This is a genomic window from Rhizobium sp. WW_1 (assembly GCF_003610155.1).
Taxonomy (GTDB): Bacteria; Pseudomonadota; Alphaproteobacteria; order Rhizobiales; family Rhizobiaceae; genus Rhizobium; species Rhizobium tropici_A.
Window position 1 is genome coordinate 38,339 of record NZ_RAIN01000023.1, and the last position, 23,882, is coordinate 62,220.

Here is a 23,882-nt window from a genome sequence, read left to right on the forward strand (position 1 = left end):
TTATTTGACGCCGGTCATCGTCACGCCCTGCACGAACCTGCGCTGGGCGGCGAGGAACAGCAGGATCAGCGGTGCGGTGACAAGCGTTGCGCAGGCCATCAAAGGCCCGAAACTGTCGCCGCCTTCCTGGCCCCGGAAGAACAGGAGGCCGAGGGTCGGCGGCGCCAGATCGATGGATCTGATCACGATCATCGGCCAGTAGAGATCGTTCCAATGAAAGGTGATCGAAAAGATCGAGAAGGCGGCAATGGCAGGGGTCATTGCCGGCAGGATGATGCGGATGACGATCTCCACCTCGCTCATGCCGTCGAGACGCGCCGCCAGCAGGATCTCGTCGGGGAATGAGCGGATGAACTGGTGGAACAGGAAGATCGCGAAGCCGGAGGTCAGATAGGGGATGACGACACCGGTATAGGTGTCGAGAAGCCCGAATTTTGCGAGCACGATGAAGATCGGCAGCGCCGTTGCCTGCGCCGGAACGGAAAGGCTCAAGAGCACGATCGCGAAAATCAGGCGACGGCCACGAAAGTCGAATTTGGCCAGCGCATAGGCGCAGGTGACCGTTGTCAGGATCTGGAACAGCAGGATGCCGCCGGTCATGATCACGCCGTTCAGCATGAAGCGCGGCAATGGGCTGTCGAACAGCGCGCGGCCGTAATTGTCTGCGATAGAAGTGAGGATCGGCGGGGCGTCATGCAGGCTCCCGAAAATCTGCCCCGGGGCCTGGGTAGAAGCCCGCCACATCCAGAAGAACGGATAGATCATCAGGAAGGCGCCGCCCAGCAGCACGGCATGTGCCAGGATCTGGCGGAGAGAGAAACGCGCCATCAGAAATGCGCCCTTTGATTGCCGAGCGCCACCTGGATCAGCGAAAATGTGCCAATCAGCATCAGGTAGACGACGGTCAGCGCACTGCCGTAGCCGGCCTTGAGCCCGGTGAAAGTGTCGGTATTGATCTTGTGCAGCAGCATTTCAGTGGCGCCATAGGGACCGCCATTGGTGAGCACCGCCACCGTATCGAAGACCTGAAAGGCCTGGATGCAGCTCAGCACGAAGACGACGATCGTCGTCGGCGCGAGAAGCGGCCAGGTGAGATAACGCAGCCGATCCCAGAACCCGTCCATGCCGTCGAGCGCCGATGCGTCCTTCAGCTCGCCGGAAATGAGTGTCAGACCGGCGAGGAAGAGGATCAGGTTGAAGCCGATCAGGTGCCAGATGCCGATGATTGCAAGCCCGATCAGTGCCAGCGTTCCGTCGGCGAAGAAATCGATCGGCGGCAGGCGGAGCGCCGTGAACAGACTTGCCAAGGGTCCGATATGCCCGTTCAGCAAATAGCTCCAGACGATCGACATCGCCGTCAGCGTGGACGTGACCGGCAGAAAATAGACGATCTCGTAGAAGCGTCGCGAACGGCGGCGACCATCGAGCAGCACGGCAAGACAAACTGCACCGAAGACCGAGACCGGCACGACGATTGCCGTATAGATCGCACTGTTGCGCAGCGCGCTCCAGAAGAACGGATCCGCGAGCATATGCGTGTAATTGCCCAGCCCCACGAAGTTCAGCGTGATGCGCCCCAGGCGGTAATCGGTCAGGCTGATCAGCGCGACGATGAAGACCGGCGCCACCACCGTCGCGACCAGGAGAATGAATGCCGGCGCGGAGAACGCGCGGGCAAGCGACGCATGGCTCCATTCGGCGGTCCGCATGGCGCCTGCGTTCAACTTGGCATCAGACCGTATGTTCACGACGGTCCTCCTGTGCCAAAGCCGCCTGCATTTCCGTGGCCCAGACACGCCGACCGGCGGCATCGAAAACGAGCGCCGCCCCCTCGGGGATCTTCAGCGCGATCCTTTCACCAACATTCCGGCCCTGGCTCAGACGGGCAAAACTCTCCGGCCGCAGCTGCACGCGCACGCTGCCTGCGCCGATCTCCTCACCGTTGCAGCGGATGCCGACCTCGTTGCCGGTGAACTCGACCTGTTCCACCGGCAGAGAAAAGTCGCCGGCGCCGGCATCCGTCGGGTGCAGTCGTTCCGGCCTGACGGCCAGCTGGTAGGTCCCGTCAGCGATGCCTTGCAGCATCAACCCCAGCGGCCGACCATTCACGAATACGGCGCCCCCTCTGATCGTTGCCAGCATTTCGTTGATCGCAGACGTGCCGACGAACCTTGCCACGGAAAGATAGTCCGGCCGGTCATAGATCTCTTCCGGTGCGGCGCATTGCCTGATCTCTCCGCCCTCCATGACGGCGATCCGGTCCGACATCGCCATGGCCTCGGTCTGGTCGTGGGTGACGTAAATGAAGGTAATGCCGGTGCGCCGGTGCAGATCGACGATCTCCTCACGCAGCTGCTGGCGCAGTTTAGCATCGAGATTGGAGAGCGGCTCATCCATCAGGAAGACGGCAGGATGCCGGACCATGGCCCGGCCGACGGCGACGCGCTGCCGCTGACCGCCGGACAGTTGTGCCGGCTTGCGGTCCATGAGCGCCTCAAGGCCAAGCTGCTCCGCCACCGTTGCAACCTCTTTGGCGATTTCGCTGCGGACGCCACGCACTTTCGACGAAAGGATCGCGGCGCCCGGCAGGCGCTGCCGGAATGAGAGGCGGGACATTTCCAACGGCACCGCGATATTGGCCCGGACCGTCATGTGCGGGTAAAGCGCATAAGACTGGAAGACCATGGCGATATCGCGGACCTTCGGCGGCAACGGTGCGACGTCACGATCACCGATCAGGATGCGGCCGCCGGTGCAGGGCTCGAAGCCAGCAAGCAGACGCAGCAACGTCGACTTCCCACAGCCGGAAGGCCCAAGAAGCGTCAGAAATTCGCCCTCACGGATGTGAAGGTTAATGCGCTTGAGGACCTGGGTACGGTCGAACCGCTTTTCCAGGTCCATGATATCGATGGAATGACCTGCCATATCCGCTACTGCTCTATTTGCGGCCACCCCACCCGGAGGTTAGCGCCCAATTCCGTTTTGCGCGCTGACCGGTGTCAGGCGAAGTCAAACCGGTCGATGCATCTCGACACCCTGGCCGGTTCATGTCGTCAACGCGCCATCCTCTATGGGCCTTTCTTGACGTTCGGATGACACTCGCAACATAATTGACGATTTTTTATCTTTATTTTATATGAGGATAGGCTCTATAAATAACGTATGAGTTACTTTAAAACGCCCCTAAGCTATTGACGTAGGCCGCAAAAACACCCTATCGAATGATGGCGATGAACAAGCCGAAGCAGGCGCGACCTGGATGATGGCGCAAGCAAAATGCATACGCATTGACGGGAGCGAGAGGCGTCTTGACGGAAGAGAAGAGTGCGGAAGCACGCAAACAGCCTCGGCGCAGACACCCGCGCAGGCCCGATCTTTCACAAACGCGTATCCTTGATGCCGCTGTTGTGGAATTTGCGGCGAACGGGCTGACAGGAACCCGCGTTGAAGCCATCGCCGAGCGGGCCGAGATCAACAAGCGGATGATCTACCAGTACTTCGGCAACAAGGAACTGCTCTATCAGGCCGTCATCGAGAAGGTCTATCGCGATGTCTGGGATGCCGAGGCGGCACTGAACCTTGACCAGCTCCCTCCCCGCGAAGCGCTGATCGCATTGGTGACATTCGTCTGGAACTATTATCTCAAACACCCGGAATTCATCACCATTCTGAATTCCGAAAACCAGTTGAAGGCCGTGCATTTTCGAAAGTCCCGCATTCTGAGGGACGGCGCCGCCAACTCGCGGCCGCTTGTCGATGACATTCTGCGGCGCGGAGAGGCGGACGGCACATTTCGGGTTGGGATCGACCCAATTCAGCTCGGCCTGACAATTACGTCAATTTGCTACTATTATTTCACCAACCATGCGACGAGCTCTATCGTCTATGGCAAGCGCATGATGACACGAGCTGCGCTGGAACAACGTCTTGCGTTCAATATTCAGACAATTCTGGCTATCGTCGCACCCTATCACCATGTTTGAACTGACGGTGACCTTGAGGCCATGGCCTGATGGGATTCGAACCGCTGACCACGCCCTTGCCCCTAGCTGAAATCCCGCGTCTTCAGCCTAATCGCATCGAGATGCGGATACTCGCCTGGCGTCGGGCTAGATAGCTCGCTTTGTCTTGGCATCTTCAGCTGGACAATAGGGCACGAGTTCTGGAAGGCATTGCTGGCTATCGCGGAACTTGTTGCCCCAGTCGCGCAGGTTTGCCAGGATCGGAGCGACTGATCGTGCAAGGTCGGTCGCCTCGTATTCGACCCGCGGAGGCACCTCGGGGAACACGCGACGCGTCACCAGACCATCTGCTTCAAGCTCACGCAGTTGTAGCGTGAGGACGCGCTGCGTGGCGTCCGGGATCAGTCGGCTCAACTCCATGAATCGCTTCTTACCCAAAAGCAGATTGACCAAGATCGTCGGCTTCCACAATCCGCCGATGACCGACATTGTCAGTTCCGCCGCACATCCGCTTTTTGGCTCCAGCCGCTTCGGTCTCACTACGGGCACCCCTTCGAACCTTACTTACAGCGATGATAGTATAGGCGGTAAATGTGCATTCTTTCAATGATTTCCGCCTGCGCTTAAATGGCAATCAAAAGTTCCAAGAGCAAGGAAACATTGATGACCTTCCAGGCAATTGTCGCGAGGCAGAGCAACGACGGCGTGACCGCCGCGGTGGAGTTGGTACAGGACGAATTCCTGACCGCGGGCGATGTAACAGTCTCGGTCGAATGGTCGACCGTGAACTACAAGGACGCGATCGCGCTCGCGGGCCAGAAGATCATCCAGACCTTCCCGTCGATCCCTGGCATCGATTTCGCTGGTACTGTTGAGAGTTCGGCCGATCCACGTTTCGCGAGGGGAGACCAGGTCGTCGCCACCGGCTGGGCTTTGAGCCAGACGCACAACGGCGGCTTTGCACAAAAGGCGAAAGTGCCTGCCGACTGGCTGGTGAAACTCCCTCCTTCGATCTCGACGCGCCATGCAATGGCGATCGGGACAGCAGGGTTCACGGCCATGCTGAGCGTGCTTGCACTTGAGCATGGCGGCATTTCACCGGACCGGGGTGAGATCCTCGTTACCGGAGCGTCGGGGGGCGTCGGTTCCATCGCGATCGCCATTCTGTCGAAGCTCGGCTATGGCGTCGGCGCTTCGACGGGGAAGTCGAGCGAGGGTCCTTACCTGAAGGATCTCGGCGCCACCTCTCTCATCGATAGAGCGACGCTCTTCGCTGAGGGACCGCCGATCTCCGCGGAACGATGGGCGGGTGCCGTCGACGTCGTCGGCGGACGCGCGCTCGCCAACATCCTCGCCCAAACTACCTATGGCGGTGTCGTCACCACTTGCGGCTTCGTCGGCGGAAGGGATCTTCCAGCGTCCGTGTTGCCATTCATTCTTCGCGGCGTGACGCTGGCCGGCATTGACTCCGTAAATGCCCCTCGGCCCGTCCGTGAACAGGCATGGCAGCGTCTGGCGACGGATCTCGATCTGGAGAAGCTGGCATCCACAGTGTCCGAGGTCGGTCTCGGCGATGTGACGAAGGTAGTTGGCGAGATGCTGGCTGGCCGAATCCGTGGGCGAACCCTCGTCGATGTAAACCGATAGTACGGCCCGGCAACCGAACCTTGAAAACGCGCGCAACTGCGTCTGGCTCTCTTAAGGAGCCAGGCGAAGCCGTGGTGCGCCTATGAACTTGAACAACTGGAATGGAGAATTCGAATGAGTGCAAGACCAGGAACGGCTCTCATCACCGGGGCTTCCGGTGGGATCGGCGCGGTGTACGCGGATCGGCTGGCGAAACGGGGATACGATCTCGTCCTCGTCGCTCGCGATCGTGCAAGGATGGAAGCTGTTTCCGATCGGCTAAAGGGGGTCGGGTCGAAGATCGAAATCCTCGTCGCCGACCTTACGAAGGAGAACGATCTCTCCGCGGTCGAGGCCAGACTCGGGATGGGCGACATATCGCTGCTTGTCAACAACGCGGGAATGTCGCTGAAGGGCAGCCTGCTGGAGAACGGCGGGGCGGAGATCTCGAAGATCATCGCCCTCAATATCACGGCGCCTGCGAGACTGGCTGCGACGGCGGCCAAGGCCTTCGTCAAGACGGGCCAAGGGGCAGTGATCAATATCTCGTCCGTGCTGGCCCTTGCCCCGGAGCGCTACGACGGCGTCTACAGTGGCTCGAAGTCGTTCCTGCTGAACCTCAGTCAGTCGATGACGGCTCACTATTCTGGCCAAGGCCTTTATACGCAAGCCGTCCTGCCTGGAGCGACGAGGACGGAACTCTGGGAGCGTTCGGGCAAGGACATCGACTCATTCCCAATCGAAATGGGGTCGGAACAAGAGCAGTGCGGTATCGTACGCTAACGGCGAACGGAATGAGAACTTATGCGACCCGCCGCAGTCCGGCTGGCAGACGAAGCGATCGAAATCCGTTCGGCATCTGATGTTCGGCGTCCCAAGTGTAGATGCCGGTAAGGTTGATATGCTCCCAACTGAGCGGCGAGATGTGTTTCAACAGGGTATCAGGAATATCTCGACCCGCTCGTTTCAGCTGTTTGACCGCGCGATCAAGATAGAGCGTATTCCAGTGGACGATCGCACTGACCACGAGGTTGAGACCAGAGGCGCGGAACGCCTGGCTTTCGAACGATCGGTCGCGGAGCTCGCCTCGCTCGTGGAAGAAGACCGCGCGTTTCAGCTTATGGGCAGCCTCGCCCTTGTTGAGACCCGCTTGGCATCTCCGCCGTAGTGGCGGGCTTGAGTACCATTCGATCATGAAGAGCGACCTTTCGATACGACCGAGTTCGCGGAGCGCCCTCGCGAGATGGCTTTGCTTCGGAGATGCGGACAGTTTCTTGAGGATCGTAGACGGCACCACGGACCGCGTCGTGATCGACGCGGCGAGGTGGAGCAGATCGTCCCAATGATCGAGGATCAGATCGGCATTGATCGGCGCCCCGATGTGGTTCGACAGCGCCGGATATGCATCGCTTTTCTCGAACGTGTGGAACTTCCGGTCTTTGAGATTGCGCAGTCGCGGTGAGAACCGCTTTCCGATCAAGGCGAACAGCCCGAAGATATGATCACTGGCACCGCCCGTGTCGGTAAAGTGCTCCTGGATGTCGAGGACCGTGTCCTGATCGAAGAGCCCATCGAGCACATAGGCCGCCTCGCTCTCGGTCGGACTGATGGGCAGAATGCTGAAGTAGCCATATTGATCTGACAGATGGCTATAAAACTTCGAACCGGGCTCGCTGCCGTAATGCAAATTGATGTCGCCGCGCTTCGCGGCTCGGTCGCTCGCGCGGAAGAATTGGCCATCGGACGATGACGTTGTGCCATTGCCCCACAGGCGGGAATGCGGATGTTGAGTGTGGGCATCGGTGATGCACGCTTGCGCCGCGCGATAGGTCTCCGATCGCGCATGGAATGTGCGCATCCACCCAATCTGGTGAGCGCTGATCCCTTTGGATGCGCCCGCCATTCGTTTTGGCCCGAGGTTCGTCGCATCGGCCAGCACGCCAGCAAGCATGGCAGAGACATTTTTCGGGACGTCGCCGGTGCGAACATGCGTGAAGTGATCCGCAAAGCCGGTCCATTCATGCACTTCCCTTAACAAGTCGGGAACTTCAACCAACGGGTACATGTCGCTGATCTCGGCATTCAGTTCCTCGGCTGCCAAGGGGACTCCGCCGACGGTTGGTGTGACGATCAACGTTCCGGCCTCAAGACGAACTCCTTCGAGCTTTCCGGACCGTGCTCTATGCGCCAGACGCTGCAGGTTGAACTCGAGCATCTGACGCGCTTCGGCAAGCCACTGCGCGCCGTCGCCCTGGACCCCCAAACCGAGACGATCTTCTTCCTTCATCGTGATGAATGTCGACCGCGGCATCAGATGCTCGTCAATCGGCCGGAAAGTTCGGCTGCCGTCGACCCAGATCTCCGCAGATCTAAGCCGGTCTCGCAAAGCCACGAGCGTTGCGATCTCGTAGAGACGGCGATCGGGTTTTTCCTGTTCGAAGATAAGCCGTCGATCAGTTTGGCCGAGGTGGGTGATCGGCACGCGATCCGGGAGTGTCCGCCGCTTCTCGGCATAAAGCCGTTTCAGCAGTGCAATTGCCGCAAGAAGCGGGTCGTGGCGATGCGCCGAGCGGAACGTGAAGGCCTGAAGGAATGCACCAATGTATTTGTGGACGGTCGCGTATTGTTCGGCTGCCACGGTCAACGGCGGTGCCTCGTTGTCGTCGACCATCGACTCAAGCTCAGGCTTCATCCGAAGCAGCCGGTCCCAGCCGACTCTTTGGTCGAGAACATCCAATGCGTTCCGACCATAGTCGTTGGCGGACTGCAGTGCGGTGATCGTATCCAGAAACATGCGCAGCGCTTTGGCGGTATTCGCTCTGCGGTCCATCTGTCGCTGCTTCTTTCGATTGTTGGCTTGCGAGAACAACTTGCCAATCAGCTTGATGAACATTGTTACCGCGTCGTCCGTGAGCTTCTGGCAAAGCTTGATGACTTGAGCCACGATCAGAGCGTGGCGACGGCTGGCGTTGAAGTCGTTGGCAAGCCAGGCCGGCGTTGCGTTGCCCTCCCGGATCATCTGGTCCCACCGTCCGGACGATACGCGCGCCTGCAGTTCCGGATCGATCTCCAGCCCCCGTAGAAAAGCAATCCGCTCGGTCAGCCCGACGAGGTTCGACGCAGCCGGCGCTTCTGGCGCCGAACGCAGCCAATGAAAGCGCGTCTGGCCGATCGACGGGTCGACCTCCAACAGCCTATCCAGTGATTGAAGCCTATCGAGTGGGATGTCTTCAATCAGGGTTCTTTCTGCCCGGCGCCGGGCTATGGCACGGCCGGCAAGGCCAATGCGTTCGATCGTATCGATCGCCGGCAGAAGAGCTCCGCGTTCGCGAAACGCGGCGACAGTCGAACTGGCTATCGCGGCACCGTCGTCGGACATGGTCGCCGCTTGAATTGCCGCCAATAGCGAAGCGCGGCGATCTTCCAGCGTCGCGCTTCTCGTATCCAGATACGCCATTAGCCGCGCCATATGATCCCGACGGGTTTCTTCACGGCGTGCATAGAGGTCAAATTCTTCTGGAGCGGCGCCGATCTGATCAGCAACATACTTTAGCATGGCGCGAGGCAGAGTTTCTTCTGCTCCAAGCACTCGACCGGGGTATCGCATCACACATAGCTGGATGGCAAAACCGAGCCGATTGTGCTTACGTCTCCGCAGTTCGATCTCCAGGAGATCCGACAATGACAACGAATAGTGTCGGATCAAGCTATCCTCGTCGATTGGGATATCGAAAAGCTTCCGGCGATCTTGATCTTTGAGAAGCTTGCGCTTTGCCATAGCCCGACTCCATTTATGACCAATCTGCGTCGAGCGTTGTCGAGTCGGGCCGGACAGAGAAATCAAAACTGGCGCATGTCGATGGCAATCCACAGAGATCGGATGTTGCACATCCGATCTACGGCATCGTTCCTGTTTCGTTCGGCCTTAGCGTACGATTTCGGACTGCTCTTGTTCCGACCCCGTTTCGGCGCACGCTCATATCCGCGACTGTTTTGCCGCCAGTCATCTCAATTTCTCGAGGGCTGGCCGGAGCACTTGCCCTGTGTTCCACAGCCCGCTCCATCAAGCCAATTCGCTGGTTGTGTCAAAGGGCGTGATGATCTTTCGATAGCCGACCGCAACGGGCTTCTTGCCGGAGACGGCAAATTCGCCGACGACACGGTCATGATAGATGCGCGGATTGTGGGACGTAATCGTGCGAGCATTGCGCCAGTGCCGATCCAGAGCCGTGGCTCGTTTGGCGGCTGACGCGCCGAGGGCGTCGAAGAGCACCGTCGTCGCTTCCAGGATCAGCTTCGAAATGACCGTCACCGACTGACTCAATTCGATTTCCGCGAGCAGATGGATGTTCGTCTCGTCCGGGTCTATTCCGGCGAGATTGGCGTCATAGGATCGCTGAAGCGCAGCTGCAACATTCAGCACGATGGCGCCGGCGGCATAAGCCGGTCCCCTCACCCGTCCGACCACCTCGAGAACCTGAGGATCGTCCGCACTCGCCGCACCGTTGCCACGGGGATATATGCGGGCTCGCGCGCCTACATGGCGTGAAAGTTCTGCAGCCGCGGCGCGACCGATGCCGGCAAGGCTTGCAAGATGAACAAGCTGGAAGAACGCGGTCGTATAGGGAAAGCGCGCGGAATTCGGCTTGATATGGAAGTTCTCCAGCCGGACATTCTTGAATCTTGCCGTACCGCTGCCGCTCAGCGCCTGTCCGAAGCCGTCCCAGTCGTCGAGGATTTCGACGCCGGCAGCCGACGTCGGGACCAAGGCGGCGATCGGCTCGCCTGATCCGTCCACCGCGCCAAGATTGATCCAATCGGCATAGATCGAACCGGTCGTATAGAATTTTTCGCCGTTCAGACGATAGCCGCCGCCATCTGGAACGATCGTCGTCGCATAGTCGCCCACCTTGGCCCCGGCAAGCTCGGAGAAGCCACTGCCGACCATCTCACCGCCGCCCAGACGTGACAGCCACTCGTCTCGCCATAGATCACGAGGGGCGTTGAGGAGATCCTCCGTAAAGCCTTGATGACTGCGGAAAATATTGGTAATGTTGGGATCTGCAGCCGATAGCTCGATCAGAAGAGCGAACAGCTCCGGCAATGTCAGTTCACTGCCCCCATAAGCCTTGGGAATACGAAGGCCACCAAATCCCGCCTCACGAAGCCATTCAACTTCCTTGAAGGGCAGACGCCGCTCCTGATCCCGCTCAATCGCGGACTGGGCGATCTGCTCGAAAATCGACCGGAAGCGCGCGGCGATCTCGTCATATCGGGCACTGGGGCCGCTGCCCCAGCCTTCATCGATCTGGGTCATGAAATGGTCCTCGATTGGGCGCCCGTGCGAATCGATCATGTGTCATAAGCCTGCCTTCCAACGCTCTGACTTCGCCTGCCGAACAAGGGCGCGGCAGATCCGATTTGCACTGCCGAAGGCGCCGCTGTTCAATGACGGGAACACTAGGAAAGCATTGGCCTCATCGTAAGAATATTTTATCTATAGATTTTATAGACTAAGAAAATGCTTTCCCATTTGATAGGCGATTGCGCGTGGTGTCGTCGTCGTCACCCGGTGCCTCCAGCGCTAGGCTTGTGCGCATAAACAGCCCACAGCGGAGCGAAATTATGAGCCAGAAGACGATTTCCAGCGATACTCTTCGCAGTTGGCTGCAGGATGGCAGAGAGCTAGCCGTATTGGATATTCGCGACCCCGCAGTTGTCGGCTATGCCTCGCCGCTGTTCGCGACCAACCTGCCCTCCGAGCGAGTCACCAGCGAACTCTCCCGCTTCGTGCCGCGCAAGGCCGTCCGCACGGTCCTTGCCGATGCAGGCGACGGGATCGCCTCGGGCTTGGCAAGCCAACTGGAGGCTGCCGGCTGGCCAAATGTCTTTGTGCTCGGAGGCGGTATACCCGCCTGGACGGAAGCGGGGAATGGAGCGCCCCTGCCCACATTCGACATACCCGGCGTAGATTTCTCCAAAGCCGTCGAAAAGGAAAAGAAGACGCCCGTTATCACGGCCTTGGAACTGAAGACGCTGCAAGACGCCGGTGAAGACGTCATCGTTATCGATACACGCACCGTGGCGGAGTTTGCGCGCGATCACGTACCGGGTGCTGTCAGCGTACCGGGGGCGGAGCTGGTTCTGCGCTACAAGGACGTGGTGCCCTCCGAAACAACAAAGGTCGTCGTTTCATGTGCCGGGCTACCGCGTGCCATCCTCGGAGCTCAAACACTCATCGACGCACAGGTTCCAAATGCGGTCTCATACCTCCATGACGGAACGAAAGCCTGGACGGCCGCGGGCCTTCAACTGGAAAGCGGAAAGACACGCATCTACCAGGACCCAAGTGATGAGGCACGGGGCTTTGCACGCAAGCATATCACCACGCTAAGCAGCCAAGACCACTTTCCTCAAATCGATATCGATACCGCAAGGAAATGGGCTGCCGATCCCGATCGCACCACCTATCTGCTGGACGTGCGCACACCAGAGGAATTCGAACAGTCGCATCTTGAGGGAACCTTGTCCTCCGAAGGAGGGCAGTTACTGGGTGTTGCCTACCGTACCATTGCAGTGCGAGGCTCGCGGGTCGTTCTGATCGATGATCTGCTTGGCGTGCGCGCCCGTACCGTCGCCCATTGGCTCCAACGTCGCGGCTATGAGATAGCGCTGTTGCTCGTCGACTTTCGCACGCAGAATTGGCAAAGCGCCGCAAGGTCGGGCGAGCTCGTGACCTAAGCGGTCTGCTTCGGCCGCCAGCGCAACAAGTAGGCTTCAAGCGCATAGGCGAGACGGTTAAGGGTGAAGCCGACGAGGCCAAGCACGAGGACGCCGACCATGACAAGCGCCATGTCGAACCTCTCGCGACCAGCTATGACCAGCCCGCCGACGCCTGGACCGACCGCGAGGAAATACTCCGCCCCGACGGTTGCCAGCCACGCATAGATCAGGCCCAGGTGCACGCCCGTGGCGATCGACGGCATGGCCGCCGGAATATAGATCCGCAGCGCCTTCTGACGTGCATTGAACTTCAACGCTCTTGCGACCTCCAAAAGGTCTGGCGGTGCCTGGCGCATGCCGTCATAGGTATTGAGAACAATGGGAATGAAGGCGGCAAGGGCGACAAAGACGATCTTCGCCTGTTCGCCAAAGCCGAACCAGACCGAAATCAGCGGTATCCAGGCAAGGAGGGATATCTGTTTCAGCCCATTGAAGGTCGGCATCAGCAGCCGATCGGCAATGCGCGACAAGGCAAGCACGCTCGCAAAGCCGACCCCGAGCACGCAGCCGATCAGAAACCCGGCGATATTGCGCATCAGGCTGAAGCCAAGCTCGCCGATGAGATCATTGTCGATCAGTTCGCGCTTGGCGGTGGCGGCGACATCTTCCAGTGACGGCAGAAAACGCGCATCGACGAGGCCGGTCCGGCTTGAGACTTCCCACGCGACGAAGAGAAGGATCGGCAATGTGATGCCGCGGCGGAAACGGACGAAACGGCTGGCACTGGCCATCGTCAGATCTCCTGTCGCTTCCAGCGCTGGATCGACAACTCGACGCGATCCAGCCCCTTGTCCATGATGAAACCGACAAGCCCGATGGCGATCATCGCGACGATGACCGTGTCGAGCCAGAACATCTGTCGCCCCCAGACCAGCAGGTATCCAAGCCCTTCCGAGGAGGCGAGCAACTCGACCCCGACCAGCGCCGTCCAGGAATGCGTCAGCCCGTAGCGAATACCGGTGAATATCGAGGGGATGGCGCCGGGCAATATGATCAGCCGCAACATCTGCCAGCGGCTGAAGCGCAATGCCCTGCCGACCTCGATATATCTAGGCGAGACGCCGCGAATTCCGGTCAGCGTATTCAGCGTCATCGGCACAATGGCGCCTTTGGCGATGATGATGATCTTCAACGTCTCCTCGATGCCGACAAACAGCATCAACAGCGGGATCCATCCGAGTGTCGGGATCTGCGCAAAGGCGAGGAAAAGCGGCTTTACATAATCCTCGACCCTCTCGGAGAGCCCCATGGCGATGCCAAGAAGCAGCCCCAGTCCTGCGCCGATCGTGAAGCCGACGATGACGCGCCCCAGACTGACCCCGGTATGATAGAGGAGCTCGCCGCTCAGGATCATGTCCCGGCCCGTCTGGTAGACATAGGCAGGCGCCGGCAGGATCTGCTCCGGCAGCCAGCCTCTGGTGGAGGAGATCCACCAGAGGCCCAATAGGCCGAGCGGAAAGATCAAGCCTGTCGCGAGTATGGCGAGCCGCCGCAGCCTTGCGGAAGGCCACCGCAAGCGGGTCCGGCCGGAAGTCTCAATCATCGCGCTCATGCAAGTCCCCTTCGCAGGCCGATGGCCACAGCTCAGGAAGCAACCGGCTTGCCGTCAGCGCCGTAGGGCTGCCAGAATTTCTTCAGGCCAAGCCTCTCGAGCGCGTTATCGAGATATTTCGGCTCGAACCAGCCATTGAGATCGACGTCGCGGCGTATGAGACCGTATTCCTTGCTCTTGACGGCCTGTTCCTTGTATTGCGAGACGAGCAGGTCATCGATCAGCGGCGAATTGCGATAGGCCAGCGTATCGTTGCGGAAATACTCATCGAGGATCGGCACCGGCGTGCCGGATTTATGCCAGAGTTCGAAGAGCTGAGCGCGGTTCGGCTCTTCGGACGACCATTGCGCCGCCTTGACGAAGGCATCGACAACGCGCTGCGTGATCTCCGGATGAGCTTCGATGAAAGCCTCGCGGCCAATGATGCCGGCATTGCGGCCGAAGCGCGGATCGTCTCCCTTGGTCGTATAGATGATGTCGGCGCTATCCTTGGCCGCCAGATTGATCAGCTGCGTATCGCCGAATGCGGCATCAATGTCCTTGCTGGTCAGCGCGGCAACGGTTCCGGCGCTGTCGAGATTGACGACCTGCACATCCCGCTCGGTCAGTCCGTGCGCCTGCAGAACTTTGATCGCCGCAAGGTGACCATTGGTTCCGCGCTGCAGCGCGATCTTGCGGCCCTTCAGATCCTCGATCGTCTTGATGCCCGATCCCTTGGCGACGGCGAGATAAAGCGGCTTGCGGGCGCCGCTCGCCAGCAGGAACCGCGTCTTCAGGCCGGTCGCTCTTCCAATCAGCGCCGGCAGATCGCCTTGGTAGGCAAAATCGAGCTGGTCGTTGGCAAAGCCTTCGTTCACGGCAGGACCTGCGCCCTTGAAGAAGGTCCATTCGATCTTGATGTTGGGATCGCCGGCAAATTCCTTTTCCAGAAAGTCACCGGCGCGCGCCGTCGCCGCCGAGGTCCCCTCGGAATAGGGGCGGTTGTCGACGCCGATCGCGGCATAGCCGACATGGATGACCAATGGGTCCTCGGCGCGGGCGGAGACCGAAAGCATGGTTAAAGCGATTGCGGCCCCTGCAACCAGACGCAGGATGGATAGCAGCTTCATTCTCATTCTCCGTTTTATCTATTCTGCGGCGGCGATTGCGGGCCGTGCTTCAGGAGTGCGTTGGCCGGCAACGGGTGTTGCGCGAGCACCTGAAGGTATTGCGGTTGTTGCATTGAGGCTTTCGAGAACGCGGTTGCGGACGTCGACCAGCCTCGGTGAGGTTCGTGCACGCGGGCGCGGCAGGTCCACCGGGATAATGTCGCGAATGCGGCCGGGCTGCGATGACATGACGACGACACGATCGCCGAGATAGACAGCCTCCTCGACGTCATGCGTCACCAGAACCATGGTGATGCGTTCCTTGGCCCAGATGTCCTGCAATTCGTCCTGCAGCCTTGTCTTGGTAATCGCGTCGAGCGCCCCGAACGGTTCATCGAGAAACAGCGCATTCGGACGATTGACCAAGCCTCTGGCAATGCCGGCGCGCTGCGCCATGCCGCCGGAGAGCTGGTGTGGATAGGCGTTGGCAAAGCTCGACAATCCGACGAGATCGAGGTGGGATTCGACCAGCCTTTTCTTCTCCGCCTTTGATAGCCCCGAGTTTTCCAGGCCGAGCGCGATATTGCGCGCGACCGTCAACCAGGGGAAAAGCCGCGGCTCCTGAAAGACGATGCCTCGCTCTAGGCTCGGCTCAGTGACCGGCCGTCCGGCATGGCCGACGAAACCGGAGGTGGGAGTGTCGAGACCGGCGCCCAGGCGCAGCAATGTCGATTTCCCACAGCCACTCGCCCCAACAATGGTGACGAATTCGCCCTCGGCGACATCGAGGCTGACATCATCGAGGGCCGTCAATGTCGCGCCGTTGACCTTGAACCGGCGCGTGACGTGACAGATCTGGAGGTGCAAGGAATTGCTCATCGCCCGGCTACTCCGCAGCCACGGCATGCCGCGCAGGATGCTCCGGCACTTTCAGCCCGAGATTTTCACGCAAGGTCCTGCCCTCGTATTCGCTGCGGAAGAGACCCCGGTGGCGCAACTCCGGCAGCACGTGCTCGACGAAATCGTAGAGCCCCGTGGGCAGCTGCGGCGGCATGACATTGAATCCATCCGCGGCCCCCGCCCTGAACCACTCCTCCATCAGGTCGGCGATCTGAACAGGCGTTCCCACGATCTGCCAATGGCCGCGTGCGCCGGCAATGCGAAGGTAGAGCTGCCGGATGGTCAGATTTTCGCGCCGCGCCAGATCGAACAGCAACTTCTGACGGCTCTTGCTGCCGTTTGTTTCCGGCAGGTCGGGAACGGGGCCGTCGATGGGGTATTGCGACAGGTCAACGCCACCCGACATGCCGTTCAATAGGGAGAGGCCGACGGCCGGATGGATCAGATCCTGGATCTGCGCGAATTTTTCCTCTGCTTCCTGTTGCGTCCTGCCGACGACGGGAAAGATGCCCGGCATGATCTTGAGATCGTCGCGGTCGCGGCCGTATTTCGCCAGACGGCCCTTGAGATCGCTATAGAAGGCCTTCGCATCGCCAATTGTCTGGTGCGCAGTGAAGACAACCTCGGCGGTGCGGGCCGCAAGTTCCCTGCCCGGCTCGGACGAACCCGCCTGCACCAGGACCGGATGTCCCTGCGGCGCACGCGCGACGTTCAGCGGGCCTCGGACCTTGAAGTATTTGCCCTTGTGGTTGAGAATGTGCTGCTTGTCCGGATCATAATAGACGCCGCTCTGCTTGTTGCGAGGGAATGCGTCCTCTTCCCAGGTATCCCACAAGCCGCGCACCACATCGGCAAATTCCTCCGCCCGCTCGTAGCGCTCGGCATGGGCATAATGTTCGTCCCTGCCGAAATTATGCGCCTCATGGTCGCTCGAGGACGTCACCAGGTTCCAGCCGGCGCGACCGCCGCTGATATGGTCGAGGGAAGCGAATTTGCGGGCGATATGATACGGCTCGTTGAAGGATGTCGAGGCAGTGGCAACGAAACCGATGTTTCGCGTCACCGCAGCCAGCGCGGACAGCAGCGTGATCGGCTCGAACTGGGCGACATAGCGGATCGCCGTCCGATGCAAGGCCTCAGTGTCCGCTCCGCGCGTTCCGACGCCATCCGCCATGAATATGAGATCGAATTTCGCCGCCTCGGCGATCTGCGCGAGCTCGACGTAGTGGCTGAAATTCGAACCTGCATCGGCTTGCGCGAGAGGATGTCGCCAGGCAGCAATGTGGTGGCCCGTCGGATAAAGAAATGCTCCGAGCCTCAGCTGGCGTCGTTTACCCGTCATCGTCTTCTCCCTCGTGGTAGCGGAAGGAAGGCTAATCATTAAATCTAATAATCCATAGAAATTATATTCTATTTAGCGATGCCGCCTCGGATTTGTCGTCGCGCACAGCAACGATCGGACGGAGAACGTTTCGCAGCGACCTCTTATGAAGTCCGGGCATTCATATTGTTATCCGCGCGCATGCTTGCTCGGGAAAGAATTTCTTCCCGCGAGACCAAATAGATATTGCTGGACTTGGGACGACACTCGCCAAACCCTTCACGTCATGAGCGGCTCAGCGCCGTGACGATCCATCGGCGTGGAGCAGACATGTCTTTCAATTCCGACAGTTCCGATCCATTCGTTGCCAAAGCCATCGAACTTAGGCAGGCTTTCCATCAGGATGCAGTTCAACGCGACAAGCTTGGCGGCAGGCCGACCGAGCAGATCCGCGTACTGAAGCAGAGCGGATTGCCCTCTGCGCAGATACCGGTCCAATACGGCGGAAAGGGTGCTTCCTGGCTTTCCATCCTGCGTGTCGTCAGGGAATTCGCGCGCACGGACGGTTCGCTCGCCCATCTCTTCGGCTATCACCATCTGCCGCTGAACCTCGTTCTTTTCCGCGGTTCGAATGCCCAGAAGGACCATTTGCTGCGTGCCTCGGCTGCCGGGAATCTGATCTGGGGCAATTCCGGCAATGCCATGTCGAAGACCTCATCGGGGCGGCAGATCGACAAGGGCTGGCTTGTCAACGGCAAACGCCCCTTCTCGTCGGGCTCTCACATTGCCGACTATATCCAGATCTCGTTCGAAACCGCCGAGGGGGATCGCCTCACGGCCGCCGTTCCAGCCGACCGAGACGGGATCGTCATCGAAGACGATTGGGACGGAATAGGCCAGCGCCAGACCGGTAGCGGCACGGTCAGCTTCCACGATCTTGAGATCGAGGATGATGAGCTCATCAGCTCACCCGCCATCCCGCTGACACCCTATACATCGCTGACCTCCCTGCTGCAGCAGAGCGTGCTGCTTAACGTCTTCGTCGGCAGCGCCCAGGGCGCGCTGGAAGAAGGTAGCGCCTACACGACGACGTCATCGCGCCCATGGATCTATTCCGGCGTCGAAAATCATACCGACGATCCCTGGATCAAGCGGCAATATGGCGATCTCTATATTCGCACGCTGGCCGCCACCGAACTGGCCGACAAAGCTGCCCGCAGCCTCGACGCGGCATTCAACCAGGGACCCGGGCTGACACGTGAAGACCGTGGCCTCGCTGCCATCGATATAGCCACCGCCAATATCTATGCCGGCGAGGTCGGGCTTGCCGTCTCCAGCGAGATCTTCGAGGTCATGGGCGCGCGGTCGGCGACGACTGCCAATGGTTTCGATCGCTTCTGGCGTAACGTCCGCACCCACACGCTCCACAACCCCGCCGAATACAAGAAGCGCACGGTCGGCACCTGGCTGCTGACCGGCGAGCTTCCGACGCCGGCTATGTACCGCTGAAAGGATTTCCCATGGCGAGACGCAAGGACCAGATCAAGCTCGGCGCCTTCCTGCTCTTTACCGGCCATCACGTCGCGGCCTGGCGTCATCCCGAGGCGTCCGTCGGCATGGAATTCGAGAACTATCTCGAGCTTGCCAGGCTTGCGGAGGCGGCCAAGTTCGATACGATCTTCTTCGCCGATGGGGTTGCGGCACGGTTGAAGGATGTGAACGCAGCCAGCCGAAAGGCGCATAACGGCGTTTACCCGTTTGAACCGATCACGCTTCTGTCCGCCCTTGCGAGCGTCACCCGCAACATCGGCCTGATCGCCACCGCCTCGACGAGCTTTTCCGATCCCTTCAACCTTGCTCGCCAGTTCGGTTCGCTGGACCGTCTGAGCGGCGGCCGCGCCGGCTGGAACCTGGTAACGTCCTCCGACCCGGAAGCCGCCTTCAATTTCGGCCACGACACGCAGGTTCTGCATGCGGACCGCTATGACCGGGCGGAGGAATTCGCAGATGTCGTGCTCGGCCTCTGGGATAGCTGGGAGGACGATGCCTTTCCGCGTGATCGTGAGAGCGGACGTTATTTCGATCCGGAAAAACTGCATCGGCTGGACCACAAGGGACGTCACTTCAAGGTGCGCGGGCCACTGAACATACCGCGCTCGCCGCAGGGGCGACCGGTGGTGGTGCAGGCAGGCGCCTCCGAACCCGGCAAGGAGCTCGCGGCACGGACGGCGGAAGCGATCTTTGCCGCGCAGATCACGCTCGACGAAGCCAAGGCCTACTATGCCGACGTCAAGGGGCGGCTGGGCAAATACGGCCGCTCTCACGACGACCTGAAGATCCTGCCGGGTATCTTCCCGGTGGTCGGACGCAGCGAGGCGGAAGCGCAGGACAAGTTCGAGGCCTTGCAGAACCTGATCCAGCCTGAAGTCGGCCTCAATCTCCTGTCGCAATTGACCGGCGTCGATCTCAGTTCCTATCCGCTTGACGGTCCCGTGCCGCCCAACCCGCCGGCAACCAATGCCGGCAAGAGCCGCCAGGAACTGGTGCTCGATCTTGCCCATCGCGAGAACCTGACCATTCGCCAGCTCTATCTGCGCATCGCCGGCGCGCGCGGTCACTGGCAGGTTGTCGGAACTCCCACCCAGATCGCCGATGTCATGGAAGAGCGGTTCGAGAATTATGGCGCCGACGGCTTCAACATCATGGCGCCGATCATGCCCGGCGGCCTTGCCGATTTCATCACGCTCGTGGTGCCGGAGCTGCGCCGTCGCGGCCTGTTCCGAACCGACTATGAGGGTACGACGCTGCGCGAAAATCTCGGCCTCAAGCGCCCCGTCAATAGATTTTCCGCAGGCAATGCGGCTGCAGCAGAATAGGAGAAAATCATGGCACGCGACAAACTGTTTCTGATCTCACCCGGCTTTGCCGACCCCAAGCATCCGAACGTCAGCTTCGTTTGCCCCTATTGCAATTCCATCGAAGGCCTGCTTGCCGCATTTCCGAACCTTGCTTCCAGGATCGATGTCGAGCGGGTCGCCTTCGCGCGACCGCGACGACAAGTGATCGATGTCGTTGGCGAGGAAAACCAGTCGCTGCCGCTCTTCATTCTGGCGGACAATCCTCCCGACGATGCGAGCGAGCGCGAGGAAACGCGGTTCGTCAATTCGACCGATCGTATTCTCGAGCTGCTGACCGAACGGCACGGTTTTCCGCGCCTGCACAAATGAACGGGGAGCGACATGACTATCAAACCAAATGGCTTCGAGCCGCCCCACCTGCTGCCGGCACTGTTCGAGACCGACAAGACCAATCCCCATCTCACCAAGGCGGCCGAACTGCGCGAAATCTTCGCCAGGGATGCTATCGAGCGGGATCAATTGGGTGGCAGGCCTGACGAGCAAATCAAGCTCCTGAAGGAAACCGGCCTCGTCAATCTGCTGATCCCCAGGGAGTTCGGCGGTGCGGGCGAGCACTACTCCACCGCCATGCGGATTGTCCGCGAATTCGCCAAAGTGGATGGGTCGGTCGCCCATCTCTACGGCTATCACTTCAGCCCCCTGCAGAATGCCGTCAATACCGGCCCAGACGACCGTTCGCGCGATATCCTGCGCCGCTCGGCCGCCGGTCGCTGGTTCTGGGGCAATACGACCAATAGCTTCTCCAAGAGCCTCTTCGGTCGACGTGAAGCTGACAAAATCATTCTCAACGGCTTTCGGCCATTCTCCTCCGGATCGCATGTCGCCGACTATCTGATGGTCGCCTGGGAGGACGAAGAGACCAACAAGCGCAGCTTCGCCTATATACCGGCGAACCGAGAGGGCATTACCATCGCCGATGACTGGGACGGGATCGGCCAGAGGCAGACCGGAAGCGGCCGTGTCTTCTACAAGGATGTGGTCATCGATACCGGTGAGATCCTGCCGGAGCGACCGCAAGATCCGATCACCCTGCTGGCCCCTTTGCAGCAGCAGAGTGTGTTGCTCAATGTCTTCGTCGGCACAGCGCAGGGCGCGCTGATTGCTGCCCGAGACTATACCGTTACGCATTCACGGCCCTGGATCTATTCCGGTGTCGAACGCCATTCCGATGATCCCTGGATCAAGCGGCAATATGGCGAGCTTTGGATCAAGGTAGAGGCGGCAACCGCACTCGCCGACCGGGCCTTGACGGCGCTCGATGCCATTTACGCCAAGGGGCCGGATCTGACGGCCGATGACCGTGGCGAAGCGGCGATCGCCGTCGCCTCGGCCAATGTACTAGCTGGCCGCGTCGCTCTTGACGTCACCAGCGAGATCTTCGAGGTCATGGGCGCCCGCTCCGCCGTCAGACCGCTTGGGTTTGACCGCTTCTGGCGAAATGCGCGCATTCACACGCTTCACAATCCCGCTGAATACAAGACCCGTAATGTCGGCACATGGTTCTTGAATGGCGAGTTTCCGGAACCGGGGATATTTCAGTGAGCCAGAAACGCGAGCTTCATCTCAACATCAACATCCTGCATTCCGGCTTCTCGCCAGCAGCCTGGCGAATGGATGGAAGCGACCCACGCGCGTCCTTCGATATCAATCACTACATCAACGTCGCCCGCATTGCCGAGCGCGGCACCTTCGACGCGGTTTTCCTCGCCGATCAGGCGGCCATCTCCGATCGAGTCGATTTCAGGCCGCTCACCTCGCTGGAACCGACGATCGTGCTGGCGACTGTTGCCGCCCACACACAGCATATCGGCCTTATCGCCACGGCTTCGACCACCTACAACGAGCCCTACAATATCGCCCGCCGCTTCGCGACGCTCGACCATGCAAGCGGCGGCCGTGTCGGCTGGAACATCGTCACCAGCGCCGACCTCTCGCAAAGCCGGAATTTCGGGCTGGAAAAGCCGGTTGAGCATCATGGCCGTTATGAGCGTGCCGCCGAGTTTACCGCCGTCGTCAAGGCACTCTGGGACAGCTGGGAGGAAGATGCCTTCGTCGGCGATGTCGCCAGCGGCCGTTTCGTCGATCCCGCCAAGGTCCACCCGATCGCCCATCGTGGCAAGCATTTCTCCGTTCATGGGCCCCACAATGTTCCGCGCCCGCCGCAGGGTCATCCGGTTCTCGTCCAGGCGGGTGGTTCCGATGATGGCCGGGAACTGGCGGCGCAACACGCTGAAGCCGTCTTTTCTGCATCGCAATCCTTCGACGAAGCCCTCGACTATGCTTGGGACTTGCGGACGCGGGCAGTGCGCTACGGCCGTGCACCCAACAGCGCGCTGATCCTCGCCGGGCTCGCAACGATCATCGGCAGCACGGAAGCGGAGGCGAAGCGACGGCAAGAGGAATTGCGTGAACTCATCCCGCTGGAATACAGCCTCGCACGCCTCTCTGGCGTTCTGCAGATTGATCCGAAGCGACTGAAACTGGATGAGCCCTTACCTGACGATATCCCGTTGCCGCCGGACGGCGGTCACACTTTCTTCCGGGCGACCCTTGCTCTTGCCCAACGCGAGAAACTGACCGTGCGCGGCCTCATCCGCGCATTGAACGGCGGAACCGGCCACCGCACCATCGTCGGCACGCCGGAAGCAATCGCCGACGACATAGAGGCATGGTATCTCGCGGGTGCCGCTGACGGCTTCAATCTGATGCCGGATGTGCTGCCGCACGGCCTGGAGGTTTTCGTCGACGAAGTCGTGCCGCTCCTGCGTCGTCGTGGTCTTTTCCGGCAGGCCTATTCGGGCCATACGTTGCGGGATCATCTCGGCCTCGCCCGGCCCGCCAATCCTTATGCTATCGCCGCCGAATGAAGGAGAGTAAAGCATGACGTCATTTGCGACCGCCAAGGTTTCCGCGCCACATCGACTAGCAAGCCTTGCCGAAGAGCGCTATCGCGATGCCGAGCAGCAGCTTGGTACGGACTGGAATGAGACCGTCGAAACGCTTCTGTCGCATCGCACTGTCCGCAGCTATCTGCCAAAAGCGGTCCCGGAAAGTGCCGTCCGTCTCGCCGTCGCTGCCGCGCAGTCAGCCCCAAGCTCATCCAACCTGCAGGCCTGGAGCGTCGTTGCCGTCGAAGACGAAGCGCGCAAAGCGAGGCTGAACACCGTGGCCGGCACGCAGCGGCAGATCGCTCAGGCGCCGCTGCTGCTGATCTGGCTCGCGGACCTTTCGAGGCCGCGCAGCATTGCCGCGGACCAAGGCTCTCCGGCAGAGGGCCTGGACTATGTCGAGAGCTTCCTGCTCGCTGTCATAGATGCCGCCCTTGCGGCGCAGAATGCAGTCGTCGCCCTGGAGTCGCAAGGCCTCGGCACCTGCTACATCGGCGCAATCCGCAACGATCCGGAAGTGGTGGCTCGGGAGCTGGAATTGCCAGAAGGCGTATTTCCAGTCTTCGGTCTGACCGTCGGCTATCCCGATCCAGCGGTGCCGGCCGCCATCAAGCCCAGGCTGCCACAGACCACCGTTCTGCATCGCGAGCGCTACGATGACAGCTGGCAGCCCGACGATCTCAAGCATTACAATACGGTTTTGCGAGACTTCCAGACCGAGCAAGGCATGCCGCTTTTGGACTGGACCGAGCAGGTGAGGAACAGGATCGGTACGGTCGCGGCCCTGAAAGGCCGGCATTTGCTCGGGGCCGCGGCGCAACGCCTCGGCTTCAAGCTGAAGTAA

21 protein-coding genes are annotated in these 23,882 nt (G+C 60.2%); 10 read left to right on the plus strand and 11 right to left on the minus strand.

Annotation, left to right across the window (positions count from 1 at the left end; translation table 11 throughout):
- From BJ928_RS34475 to BJ928_RS34485, 3 genes are read right to left on the minus strand one after another with little or no spacing between them, the layout of a single operon-like run.
- Positions 1-828: a carbohydrate ABC transporter permease gene (locus BJ928_RS34475; RefSeq protein WP_047636112.1), complete on the minus strand. Its 828-nt coding sequence runs from the start codon at positions 826-828 to the stop codon at positions 1-3.
- Positions 828-1,748: a sugar ABC transporter permease gene (locus BJ928_RS34480; RefSeq protein ID WP_245432721.1), complete on the minus strand. Its 921-nt coding sequence runs from the start codon at positions 1,746-1,748 to the stop codon at positions 828-830. Before BJ928_RS34480 ends, BJ928_RS34475 begins: the two co-directional genes overlap by 1 nt.
- Positions 1,732-2,925: an ABC transporter ATP-binding protein gene (locus tag BJ928_RS34485; protein ID WP_047636113.1), complete on the minus strand. Its 1,194-nt coding sequence runs from the start codon at positions 2,923-2,925 to the stop codon at positions 1,732-1,734. The genes BJ928_RS34480 and BJ928_RS34485 overlap by 17 nt, the downstream gene beginning before the upstream one ends.
- Positions 2,926-3,308: 383 nt before the next feature.
- On the opposite strand from BJ928_RS34485, the gene BJ928_RS34490 reads away from it, so the two are divergent.
- Positions 3,309-3,983 carry a TetR/AcrR family transcriptional regulator gene (locus BJ928_RS34490; RefSeq protein ID WP_047636114.1) on the plus strand — a complete coding sequence of 225 codons (675 nt, stop codon included), beginning with the start codon at positions 3,309-3,311 and terminating at the stop codon, positions 3,981-3,983.
- Between the two features lie 126 nt (positions 3,984-4,109).
- On the opposite strand, the gene BJ928_RS34495 is transcribed toward BJ928_RS34490, so the two are convergent.
- On the minus strand, positions 4,110-4,451 hold the full coding sequence (locus tag BJ928_RS34495; protein WP_183079497.1) for a winged helix-turn-helix transcriptional regulator: 342 nt from the start codon (positions 4,449-4,451) through the stop codon (positions 4,110-4,112).
- Positions 4,452-4,625: 174 nt separating this feature from the next.
- Here BJ928_RS34495 and BJ928_RS34500 point away from each other — a divergent pair, with 174 nt between their 5' ends.
- Entirely contained in the window at positions 4,626-5,609 is a 984-nt protein-coding gene (locus BJ928_RS34500) for an MDR family oxidoreductase (protein WP_047636116.1), read from the plus strand.
- A gap of 114 nt (positions 5,610-5,723) precedes the next feature.
- Complete coding sequence (locus BJ928_RS34505) at positions 5,724-6,371, plus strand: SDR family NAD(P)-dependent oxidoreductase (protein ID WP_082012003.1); 648 nt, start codon at positions 5,724-5,726, stop codon at positions 6,369-6,371.
- 19 nt (positions 6,372-6,390) lie between these two features.
- Here BJ928_RS34505 and BJ928_RS34510 read toward each other — a convergent pair whose 3' ends face one another.
- Both BJ928_RS34510 and BJ928_RS34515 read right to left on the minus strand, forming a co-directional pair.
- Positions 6,391-9,366 (minus strand): Tn3 family transposase, encoded by a 2,976-nt coding sequence (locus tag BJ928_RS34510; protein WP_047636117.1) that lies wholly within the window; start codon positions 9,364-9,366, stop codon positions 6,391-6,393.
- 285 nt (positions 9,367-9,651) lie between these two features.
- Positions 9,652-10,905, minus strand: coding sequence for an acyl-CoA dehydrogenase family protein (locus BJ928_RS34515; RefSeq protein ID WP_047636153.1), 1,254 nt, complete (start codon positions 10,903-10,905; stop codon positions 9,652-9,654).
- A 308-nt stretch (positions 10,906-11,213) separates the two neighbouring features.
- Between BJ928_RS34515 and BJ928_RS34520 the strand changes: the two genes are divergently transcribed.
- Positions 11,214-12,329 (plus strand): rhodanese-like domain-containing protein, encoded by a 1,116-nt coding sequence (locus BJ928_RS34520; protein WP_047636118.1) that lies wholly within the window; start codon positions 11,214-11,216, stop codon positions 12,327-12,329.
- Here BJ928_RS34520 and BJ928_RS34525 read toward each other — a convergent pair.
- From BJ928_RS34525 to BJ928_RS34545, 5 genes are read right to left on the minus strand one after another with little or no spacing between them, the layout of a single operon-like run.
- On the minus strand, positions 12,326-13,102 hold the full coding sequence (locus tag BJ928_RS34525; RefSeq protein WP_047636119.1) for an ABC transporter permease: 777 nt from the start codon (positions 13,100-13,102) through the stop codon (positions 12,326-12,328). The two genes, BJ928_RS34520 and BJ928_RS34525, sit on opposite strands and share 4 nt — an antisense overlap.
- 2 nt (positions 13,103-13,104) lie before the next feature.
- Positions 13,105-13,923 carry an ABC transporter permease gene (locus BJ928_RS34530; RefSeq protein ID WP_047636120.1) on the minus strand — a complete coding sequence of 273 codons (819 nt, stop codon included), beginning with the start codon at positions 13,921-13,923 and terminating at the stop codon, positions 13,105-13,107.
- A 32-nt stretch (positions 13,924-13,955) separates the two neighbouring features.
- The gene (locus BJ928_RS34535; protein ID WP_047636121.1) at positions 13,956-15,032 is read right to left on the minus strand and encodes an ABC transporter substrate-binding protein; all 1,077 of its coding nucleotides are present in this window, start codon (positions 15,030-15,032) and stop codon (positions 13,956-13,958) included.
- An 18-nt stretch (positions 15,033-15,050) separates the two neighbouring features.
- Positions 15,051-15,890 carry an ABC transporter ATP-binding protein gene (locus BJ928_RS34540; protein WP_047636122.1) on the minus strand — a complete coding sequence of 280 codons (840 nt, stop codon included), beginning with the start codon at positions 15,888-15,890 and terminating at the stop codon, positions 15,051-15,053.
- 7 nt (positions 15,891-15,897) lie between these two features.
- The gene (locus tag BJ928_RS34545; RefSeq protein WP_047636123.1) at positions 15,898-17,253 is read right to left on the minus strand and encodes an LLM class flavin-dependent oxidoreductase; all 1,356 of its coding nucleotides are present in this window, start codon (positions 17,251-17,253) and stop codon (positions 15,898-15,900) included.
- 309 nt (positions 17,254-17,562) lie between these two features.
- Here BJ928_RS34545 and BJ928_RS34550 point away from each other — a divergent pair, with 309 nt between their 5' ends.
- The 6 genes from BJ928_RS34550 to BJ928_RS34575 are packed head-to-tail and all read left to right on the plus strand — an operon-like array spanning position 17,563 to position 23,882.
- Positions 17,563-18,741, plus strand: coding sequence for an acyl-CoA dehydrogenase family protein (locus BJ928_RS34550; protein WP_047636124.1), 1,179 nt, complete (start codon positions 17,563-17,565; stop codon positions 18,739-18,741).
- 11 nt (positions 18,742-18,752) lie between these two features.
- Positions 18,753-20,108: an LLM class flavin-dependent oxidoreductase gene (locus BJ928_RS34555; RefSeq protein WP_047636125.1), complete on the plus strand. Its 1,356-nt coding sequence runs from the start codon at positions 18,753-18,755 to the stop codon at positions 20,106-20,108.
- Between the two features lie 9 nt (positions 20,109-20,117).
- On the plus strand, positions 20,118-20,459 hold the full coding sequence (locus BJ928_RS34560; RefSeq protein WP_047636126.1) for a DUF3088 domain-containing protein: 342 nt from the start codon (positions 20,118-20,120) through the stop codon (positions 20,457-20,459).
- Between the two features lie 12 nt (positions 20,460-20,471).
- A complete protein-coding gene (locus tag BJ928_RS34565) occupies positions 20,472-21,692 on the plus strand; it encodes an acyl-CoA dehydrogenase family protein (RefSeq protein WP_047636127.1) in 1,221 nt (406 codons plus the stop codon).
- On the plus strand, positions 21,689-23,017 hold the full coding sequence (locus BJ928_RS34570) for an LLM class flavin-dependent oxidoreductase (RefSeq protein WP_047636128.1): 1,329 nt from the start codon (positions 21,689-21,691) through the stop codon (positions 23,015-23,017). Before BJ928_RS34565 ends, BJ928_RS34570 begins: the two co-directional genes overlap by 4 nt.
- 13 nt (positions 23,018-23,030) lie before the next feature.
- On the plus strand, positions 23,031-23,882 hold the full coding sequence (locus BJ928_RS34575; protein ID WP_047636129.1) for an NADPH-dependent oxidoreductase: 852 nt from the start codon (positions 23,031-23,033) through the stop codon (positions 23,880-23,882).

Bases quoted from the DNA above. Each gene is read 5' to 3' on its own strand.
- BJ928_RS34540 (WP_047636122.1), bottom strand. From the start codon at position 15,890: ATGAGCAATTCCTTGCACCTCCAGATCTGTCACGTCACGCGCCGGTTC.
- BJ928_RS34545 (WP_047636123.1), bottom strand. From the start codon at position 17,253: ATGACGGGTAAACGACGCCAGCTGAGGCTCGGAGCATTTCTTTATCCG.
- BJ928_RS34495 (WP_183079497.1), bottom strand. From the start codon at position 4,451: ATGTCGGTCATCGGCGGATTGTGGAAGCCGACGATCTTGGTCAATCTG.
- BJ928_RS34575 (WP_047636129.1), top strand. From the start codon at position 23,031: ATGACGTCATTTGCGACCGCCAAGGTTTCCGCGCCACATCGACTAGCA.
- BJ928_RS34565 (WP_047636127.1), top strand. From the start codon at position 20,472: ATGACTATCAAACCAAATGGCTTCGAGCCGCCCCACCTGCTGCCGGCA.
- BJ928_RS34475 (WP_047636112.1), bottom strand. From the start codon at position 828: ATGGCGCGTTTCTCTCTCCGCCAGATCCTGGCACATGCCGTGCTGCTG.
- BJ928_RS34505 (WP_082012003.1), top strand. From the start codon at position 5,724: ATGAGTGCAAGACCAGGAACGGCTCTCATCACCGGGGCTTCCGGTGGG.
- BJ928_RS34525 (WP_047636119.1), bottom strand. From the start codon at position 13,102: ATGGCCAGTGCCAGCCGTTTCGTCCGTTTCCGCCGCGGCATCACATTG.
- BJ928_RS34550 (WP_047636124.1), top strand. From the start codon at position 17,563: ATGTCTTTCAATTCCGACAGTTCCGATCCATTCGTTGCCAAAGCCATC.
- BJ928_RS34500 (WP_047636116.1), top strand. From the start codon at position 4,626: ATGACCTTCCAGGCAATTGTCGCGAGGCAGAGCAACGACGGCGTGACC.
- BJ928_RS34485 (WP_047636113.1), bottom strand. From the start codon at position 2,925: ATGGCAGGTCATTCCATCGATATCATGGACCTGGAAAAGCGGTTCGAC.
- BJ928_RS34535 (WP_047636121.1), bottom strand. From the start codon at position 15,032: ATGAAGCTGCTATCCATCCTGCGTCTGGTTGCAGGGGCCGCAATCGCT.
- BJ928_RS34515 (WP_047636153.1), bottom strand. From the start codon at position 10,905: ATGACCCAGATCGATGAAGGCTGGGGCAGCGGCCCCAGTGCCCGATAT.
- BJ928_RS34555 (WP_047636125.1), top strand. From the start codon at position 18,753: ATGGCGAGACGCAAGGACCAGATCAAGCTCGGCGCCTTCCTGCTCTTT.
- BJ928_RS34560 (WP_047636126.1), top strand. From the start codon at position 20,118: ATGGCACGCGACAAACTGTTTCTGATCTCACCCGGCTTTGCCGACCCC.
- BJ928_RS34530 (WP_047636120.1), bottom strand. From the start codon at position 13,923: ATGAGCGCGATGATTGAGACTTCCGGCCGGACCCGCTTGCGGTGGCCT.
- BJ928_RS34510 (WP_047636117.1), bottom strand. From the start codon at position 9,366: ATGGCAAAGCGCAAGCTTCTCAAAGATCAAGATCGCCGGAAGCTTTTC.
- BJ928_RS34520 (WP_047636118.1), top strand. From the start codon at position 11,214: ATGAGCCAGAAGACGATTTCCAGCGATACTCTTCGCAGTTGGCTGCAG.